Consider the following 234-nt stretch of genomic DNA (forward strand, 5'->3'; position numbering starts at 1 on the left):
TTCCTGCCGCGCGTGGCGACGCGGATCATCAACGAGGTGAAGGGCGTCAACCGGGTCGGGTACGACTATACGTCGAAGCCGCCGGGGACGATCGAGTGGGAGTGACGCGGGACTAGCGACCGGCCGTGGGGCCGTTCGCCAGCGGGCATCTCATGCCACGTGCGGCAGGCGATCCAGATATTTGTCGCGCGTGATCGGATATTCGCGGACGCGGACGCCGGTGGCGTTGTAGAC

1 protein-coding gene is annotated in these 234 nt (G+C 66.2%); it reads left to right on the forward strand.

Going from position 1 to position 234, the window contains the following annotated elements:
- Positions 1-105 (forward strand): GMP synthase (glutamine-hydrolyzing) (locus AC0CH8_RS19165; protein ID WP_465241238.1); only part of this gene is annotated, 105 nt, incomplete at its 5' end.
- Between the last annotated feature and the right edge of the window lie 129 nt (positions 106-234).

Source organism: Sphingomonas sp. AC435 (assembly GCF_979253005.1).